This window comes from Dokdonella sp. (genome assembly GCF_051958935.1).
Taxonomy (GTDB): Bacteria; Pseudomonadota; Gammaproteobacteria; order Xanthomonadales; family Rhodanobacteraceae; genus Dokdonella_A.
Map to the genome: position 1 here is coordinate 1 of NZ_JBQCFP010000034.1, position 7,511 is coordinate 7,511.

Consider the following 7,511-nt stretch of genomic DNA (forward strand, 5'->3'; position numbering starts at 1 on the left):
GCAGCGCCTCGTCGCGGGCGAGCTGTGCGTGCACGGCGCCGTCGACCTCGCCCGTGCCGGGCACGGCGGCGAGGACGAGGTCGCGGCCGTCCGCGAGGCGGCCGCGATGATGGGCGACATGGCGCGTCGTGCCGCCGCGCACGTCGATTTCCGGGGCCGCTTCGGGCGCGAGCGCGCGGATCAGGCTCGACTTGCCGGTGGAGATCTCGCCGAACAGCGCCTCGTACAGCTCGCCGCTCGCGCGGCGGCGATCGAGTTCGGCGAGTTCCGCTTCGAGCGAGGCCGTTTCGACCGCGCGCTCGCGCAGGCGGCCGATGCGCACGTCGATCTCGGCCCGCGACACCGGCGGGCCGGCCGGCGTCGCCGCCGGGTGGCGCGCCGGCCGCGCGAGCCGCCCCAGCAACCCGCCGAGGACGCCGGCGAACGCGGCCGCGAAGGCGACCAGCGGGATGCGCAGCCACGGCGGCAGTTCGACCAGGCGCTGGTAGAACTCGAGCAGGCCATTGAGCGTCATCACGACGAGGCCGAGCAGCAGCGCGGCGCCGAGCGCGAGCGCGGCGAACAACACGAGGCGCAGGGGCAGGCGGGAGCGTGGCATTGCCTGCATCGTACCCGCTCCGCAGGATTCGCTGCGGCGAGCAGCCATCCGCGCGCACGCCGCAGGCGGGAGTCGAAGGCGGCGGATCGGTCGACGGCGGGCTTGCGGCGGATCCGCCGCCTCGCGCCTTGATCCGCCCCGCGATGCTCCGGCCGGGTTCCTCGACCTCCGCGGAACAGGCATTTTTGGGATTTTGCGAGCGCACATGGCAGTATCGGCGAGGGAGGGTTCATGCGCCGCTGGTCGGGTCGTTCGCACGCTTTGCTTCTCGGATTCGCCGCGCTGGCCGCGCTCGCGCACGCCGCGCCGCCGCCGGCGCCGCCGCAGTTCGTCTCGCTCGGCGTCGCCGACGGCGTGCCGTCGAGCCTCGTCTACAAGATCGTGCAGGACCACGACGGCTTCCTCTGGATCGGCACCCAGGACGGCCTCGCGCGCTACGACGGGGTCGGCTTCGAGGTTTACCGGCACGATCCGACCAACCCCGCTTCGCTCACTTCCAACGACATCTCCGCGCTGCTGGTCGACCGCGACGGCCGCCTCTGGTGCGGCGGCGAGGCGTCGGGGCTCAACCGGCTCGAACCGGACGGACGCAGCTTCCGCCACTGGATGCACCGGCCGAACGATCTGTCGACGCTCGGCAGCAACGACCTCTTCTCGATCGAGCAGGATGCGTCCGGCGCGATCTGGGTCGGCACCTATCTCGGCGGCCTCAACCGGCTCGAAGCGGACGGCAGTTTCACGCGCGTCGACCACGACGCCGAGGATCCGGCGAGCCTGCGCTCGAGCAATGTCTACGCCTTGCTCGGCGACGCGCAGGCCAGGTTGTGGATCGGTACCGATGAAGGCCTCGACGTGCGCGACGCCGAGGGCCGCCTCGTCCACGTCGAACTGCCGCCGATGGCCGACCGGCCGGGACCGCCGATCATCATGAGCTTCCTGTCCGAGGCGGATGGCAGCATGCTCGTCGGCACGCGCAAAGGCCTGTTCCGTGTCGACGGCGACCTGCGCTACCGCGAGGAGGTCGCGACCTCGACGCCCGCGCTGATGGTTTCGGCGCTCGCACGCGACGCCGACGGCGCGCTGTGGCTCGGCCAGCTCACCGGCATCGCGCGCCTCGATGCACGCGGCCTTACGCGTTACAGCACGGAAGAAGCCGCGCCCGGCGCATATCCGGGCACGCGCACGATGGACATCTTCCGCGACCGCGAGGGCGGCCTCTGGTTCGCCGTCCATGACGGCGGCATCGCGCGCCTGCCGCCCCATTGGGACAACTTCGCCTCGTTCCGTCACGCGCCCGGCGATGCGTCGACGCTGACCCGCGCGCGCGTGAAGGCGGTCGCGGTCGATGGCGATCGCGCGATATGGGTCGCGAGCGGCAGCGACGGCGTCGATCGCATCGATCGCACGAGTGGCGTGCTCGAACGCTGGGGCCCGCGCCTGGACCTGCCGGCCAAGCGCATCGAGACCCTGCTCGCCGACGAACGCCACCTGTGGGTCGGCCAGCGCGCCGAACTGCGCCGTTACACCCTCGACACGCTCGCGATGGCGGATTTCCCGGTCGACGTCGCGCGCGCCGATGCACTGCCGCAAGGCACGATCGACCAGCTCGCGCGCGCTCGCGACGGCAGCGTCTGGGTGAGCGTGCGCGGCGGCGGTGTCGCACGCATTGCCGGCGAGCCGCCGCGCGTCGTGCGCCGCTACACGCCGGCGACGCACGATCTCGGCGACGCCGACATCACGGCGCTCGCGCTCGACGCGCATGGCGATCCGTGGATCGCCACCGCGAGCGGGGTCGAGCGCCACGTGCCCGAACGCGACGTGTTCGAGCGAGTCGCGGGCGGGCCGAAGGAACGCATCCACGCACTCGCCTTCGCGCCGGACGGTACCTTGTGGCTGCATCGGCTGGGCATGCTCGAAAGCTACGTCGTCGACGGCGGCACGATGCTCGTGCAGCAGCGGTTCGATGCGGCCAAGGGCTGGCCGACGCTGCAGGCGCATGCGCTCGCCGTCGCCGCCGACGGTTCGCTTTGGGTGACCTCGCCGCGCGGACTGTGGCGCGCGGACCCGGCCAGCAGGAAGATCCGCCGCTTCGATGCGCGCGACGGACTGCCGAGCCAGGAATTCATTGCCGGCGCGCTCACCCAGGCCGCGGACGGGACGCTGTTCGCGGGCACCCTCGGTGGCCTCGTCGCGTTCGATCCCGCCGCGCTCCGCTTCGACGCGCCGCCGCCGCACCTGCTCGTGACCGCGCTCGACGTGCAGCGCAACGGCGCGACCGTCGCGCTCGATCCCGCCCGGCCGATCGAACTCGAGCGCGGCGACGTCGACCTGCACGTGGTGGCGCGCGCACTCAGCTATGCCAATGCATCGGCGAATCGCTACCGGTTCCAGCTCGCGGGCTTCGACCAGGACTGGATCGACACCGACCGCGGCGAGCGCATCTGGTCGCAGCTGCCCGCGGGCGAATACCGCCTGCGCGTGGGCGCGACGAGCGCGGCCGGCGCGAGCGCCGAACTCGAACCGCCGCTCGTGGTGCGCGTCGCGCGCGCACCATGGGCGACGCCGGCGGCGTACTTCATCTACCTGCTGGTCGCCTTCGCGGCGGCGCTGCTCGTGCTGCGCAGCTATCGCCAGCGCGTGCGCCGCCGTCATGCGCTCGCCCTCGGCGAGGAACGCCGCCGCGCCGCCGAACAGGTGTCGGAGGCGAAGTCGGCCTTCCTCGCCACCATGGGCCACGAAATCCGCACGCCGATGACCGGCGTGCTCGGCATGAGCGAACTCCTGCTCGGCACGCCACTCGACGAGCGCCAGCGCGGCTACGCGCAGGCGATCCACCAGTCGGGGCAGATGCTGCTGCGCCTGGTCAACGACAGCCTCGACATCGCGCGCATCGACGCCGGCAAGTTCGTGCTCGAGGACCAGCCGTTCGACCCGGTCGCGCTCGGTCGTGAAGTGGTCGAGCTCGAGCAACCGGTCGCGCAAGGCAAGGGCGTCGCGCTCGCGCTGCGCGTCGCCGAGGCGGTGCCGGAGAAGGTCTGGGGCGACGCGCTCAGGATCCGCCAGATCCTCCTCAACCTGCTCAGCAACGCGCTCAAGTTCACCGAACACGGCGGCGTCGAACTCGCGCTCATGCGCTATGGCGACCGCCTGCGCTTTCGCGTGACCGACACCGGCCCCGGCATGGCGGACGAGCTGCAGGCGCGCCTGTTCAACCGTTTCGAACAGGCCGCCGGCGTCACGCGCCGGCACGGCGGCAGCGGCCTCGGCCTTGCGATCTGCCGCGAGCTGACCGTGCTCATGGGAGGCACGATCTCGGTCTCGAGCCGGCTCGGCGAAGGCACCACGTTCGACGTGGACCTGCCGATCTACGAGGCGCCGACCGAGCACACCCGAGCGGCCGCGGCGGCCGCGCCCACGCCGGCGCCGGCCGCGCTCGACGTACTGCTGGTGGAGGACGACGAGACCGTCGCCGAGGTCGTCACTGGCCTCCTCGGGCGCCTCGGCCATCGCGCTTCGCACGTCGTCAATGGACTCGCCGCGCTGGCCGCGCTGGAAACCCGCCGGTACGACCTCGCGCTGGTCGACCTCGACCTGCCGGGCATCGACGGCTTGCAGCTCGCGCGGCTGCTGCGCTCGAAAGGGCACGCGACGCTGCCGCTGGTCGCCGTCACCGCGCGCTCGGTCGGCGACGAGGACGCGAAGATCCGTGCCGCCGGCATGGACACCTTGCTGCGCAAGCCACTGACGAGCGCGATGCTCGCCGAAGCCATCATCGCCGCGGTCGCGAATCGGCGCTGAGCTTCACCGTATTTTCCGCGCCGCGCGAAATGCGACTTCCACCGGGTACGTCCGGCGCCCGGCCGCTTGCTCGGGCGACCAGACCGGTCTAGAGTCCGCCTCGGGACGGATGTGACGTTGAATCTCTGGAACCAGCTGCGTCGGGTCCGGGCGACTGACGGCGGCCACTGCAGGGGGCAATCTCACGTTTCATGCACGGCATGCAGCATCGCCGTGCACATTTGCGTGCGCGTGAGCGCGCGGGGCTGCCGGGCTTCGGCCCGGTCGGACGGGATCCGCGTTGGCGGAGACCGGTTGCATTCGGGGAGAGTTCCATGACGTTGTCGAAGCACTGTCGTTTGGCGAGTGCGACCCTGGTCGTGCTCGGGCTGGCGTGGTCCGCCGGCATTCAGGCTGCGGAGTCGCAGACGAAAGACGAGCAGGTCGCCGGCCAGATGCAGGTCGGCGTGTCGTACCACAGCGACGTTTCGATGCCGCTGTACATCATGAGCACCAACTGGCGCGAGCACAACATGGAGGAGGCTGCCGAGGAGGCGGCCGAGAATCCGGCGTGGGGCTTCCCGGTACGGCACGTCGACAGCGTCGACCCGGTCGTGCAGAACATGATGTCGCCGATCTCGATGATGCCCTTGCCGATCCTCAGCTTCGACGGGCAGCCCAATGGTTGCGGCTGCGCGCCGCCGGATACCGATGGCGAAGTGGGCGCCACGCAATACGTACAGATGACCAACGGCGGCGTGCAGGTGTTCAACAAGACCACCGGCGCCTCGGTGCTCGGTCCGGTCAGCACCGCGTCGTTCTGGTCCGGCTTCGGTGGCGTGTGCGAGAACAATGGCCATGGCGACCCGGTCGTGTTGTACGACCAGATCGCGAACCGCTGGGTGATCAGCCAGTTCGCGAGCGCGAGTTCGAACATCACGGACGAGTGCATCGCGGTGTCGACGACCTCGGATGCGACCGGCACGTACAACCGGTACGGCTTCCACCTCGGCTCGAATTTCTACGACTACCCGCACCTGGGCGTGTGGCCTGACGGCTACTACATGAGCATGAACGTGTTCAACGCCGCGGGCACCGCCTATCTCGGCCCGCAGCCTTACGCGTTCGATCGTGCGAAGATGCTGGCCGGCGCGCCGGTCACGACCTTCATCTCGACGGCGGCGCCGCTCGGCAACACGTTCGCGCCGTTCCTGCCGGCCGACCTCGACGGGTCCACGTTGCCGCCTGCGGGCGCGCCCAATCCGTTCGTGCTGTTCCCGGATTCGGGCAAGTACGACATGTACCGGTTCCACGCCGACTTCACGACGCCGGCGAACTCCACCTTCACGTCTGTCGCAGGCAGTCCGACCGCGGCCGGGTTCACCGCGGCGTGCACGACCGGGCGCAACTGCGTGCCGCAGATCGGCAACGTGGCCGCCGATCGCCTCGACGGCATCGCCGACCGCCTGATGTTCCGCCTCGCCTACCGCAACATCAACGGCCACGAATCGCTGCTCGGCAACTACACCGTGCAGTCGAACGCGGTGACGGGCGTGCGCTGGTTCGAAATCCGCAATGCGACGAGCGGCACGCCGACCGTGTTCCAGGAAGGTACCTACCAGCCCGATACCGACTGGCGCTGGATGGGCAGCATCGCGATGGACACCAACGGCAACATCGCGCTCGGCTACAGCGCGTCGAGCCCGACGATCAATCCGCAGCTGCGCTACGCCGGCCGCCTCTCCGGCGATCCGCTCGGCACGCTGCCGCAGGCCGAAGCGCACCTGTTCGACGGCACCGGCCACCAGACGGGCACCAATGGCCGCTGGGGCGACTACAGCGACCTTACCGTCGATCCGGTCGACGACTGCACGTTCTGGTTCACCAGCGAGTACTACGCGACGACCGGTTCGTTCGGCTGGAAAACGCGCATCGGCAGCTTCAAGTTCCCGAGCTGCAGCCAGGCGCCCGGCTTCAGCCTCAGCCCGACCCCGGCCAGCACCTCGGTCTGCGCGGGCACGCCCGCCGCGTACGCGATCGCCGTCGGCTCCACGTCCGGCTTCAGCGGTTCGGTCACGCTCGCGCTCGCCGGCAATCCGGCGCCGAGCAGCGGCACGTTCGTGCCCAATCCGGTCGCCGCGGGTGGTTCCAGCGCGTTGTCGATCAATACGACCGGCGTCGCCTCGGGCACCTACGCGATGACCGTCAACGGCACCGCGAGCGGCGCGTCGAACCAGTCGGCGAGCATCAACATGACCGTGTTCGCGACGGCGCCGGGTGCGCCGACCTTGACGGCACCGGCGAATGGCGTGAATGGCGTGGCGCTGCGCCCGACTTTCAGCTGGACCGGCAGCAATACCGAGTCGTACAAGCTCGACGTTGCGACCGATGCGGGCTTCGGCTCGATCGTGCTGACCCAGACCGTGACCGGCACGACGTTCACGCCGGCGACGGACCTTTCCGGCAACACGACGTACTTCTGGCGCGTGACGCCGACCAATGCCTGCGGCACGGGCACGGCGTCGCCGGCCTTCAGCTTCACCACCGCGAACCTGATCTGCCGCACGCCGGCGCTCGCGATCCCCGACGCCAATGCATCCGGCGTCAACGACACGCTGGTCGTCACGGATCCGTCCGGTGCGACGCTGACCGACCTCAAGCTCGTGATCAAGGCGACCCACACCTGGGTCGGCGATCTCAAGTTCACCCTGACCAAGAGCCCCGCGTCCTCGATCGTGATCGATCGTCCGGGCGTGCCCGCTTCGACCAACGGCTGCTCGAGCGACAACATCGACGTCATCATCGACGACGGCTCGGCGACGTTGGTGGAGAACCAGTGCAACGGCACGCCGCCGGCGCTGTCGGGCAACGTCAAGCCGAACAATCCGCTCGCGACGCCGTTCAACGGCCAGACGCTCGCGGGTTCGTGGGTGCTCAACGTGTCCGACAACGCGGGTTCGGACACCGGCACGCTCGACCAGTGGTGCCTCGTGCCCGCGACCAGCGGCGGCCCGACCACGTTCACGGTCGGTGGCACGGTGGGTGGCCTCACCGGCAGCGGCCTCGTGCTGTCGCTCAACTCCGGTGCGCAGACGCTGCCAGTCGCCGCCAACGGAGCGTTCACGTTCCCGAGCGG

General features: G+C 70.2%; 3 protein-coding genes. 2 read left to right on the forward strand and 1 reads right to left on the reverse strand.

Annotated elements, in window-relative coordinates:
* A partial coding sequence (locus ACTHK2_RS03540) for a GTPase (RefSeq protein ID WP_440244315.1) occupies positions 1-598 on the reverse strand: 598 nt, incomplete at its 3' end.
* Positions 599-829: 231 nt separating this feature from the next.
* Between ACTHK2_RS03540 and ACTHK2_RS03545 the strand changes: the two genes are divergently transcribed.
* Both ACTHK2_RS03545 and ACTHK2_RS03550 read left to right on the forward strand, forming a co-directional pair.
* The gene (locus ACTHK2_RS03545; protein ID WP_440244316.1) at positions 830-4,396 is read left to right on the forward strand and encodes a two-component regulator propeller domain-containing protein; all 3,567 of its coding nucleotides are present in this window, start codon (positions 830-832) and stop codon (positions 4,394-4,396) included.
* Between the two features lie 314 nt (positions 4,397-4,710).
* A partial coding sequence (locus ACTHK2_RS03550) for a proprotein convertase P-domain-containing protein (RefSeq protein WP_440244317.1) occupies positions 4,711-7,511 on the forward strand: 2,801 nt, incomplete at its 3' end.

Coding starts and splice junctions, on each gene's coding strand:
- ACTHK2_RS03545 (WP_440244316.1), top strand. CDS start 830: ATGCGCCGCTGGTCGGGTCGTTCGCACGCTTTGCTTCTCGGATTCGCC.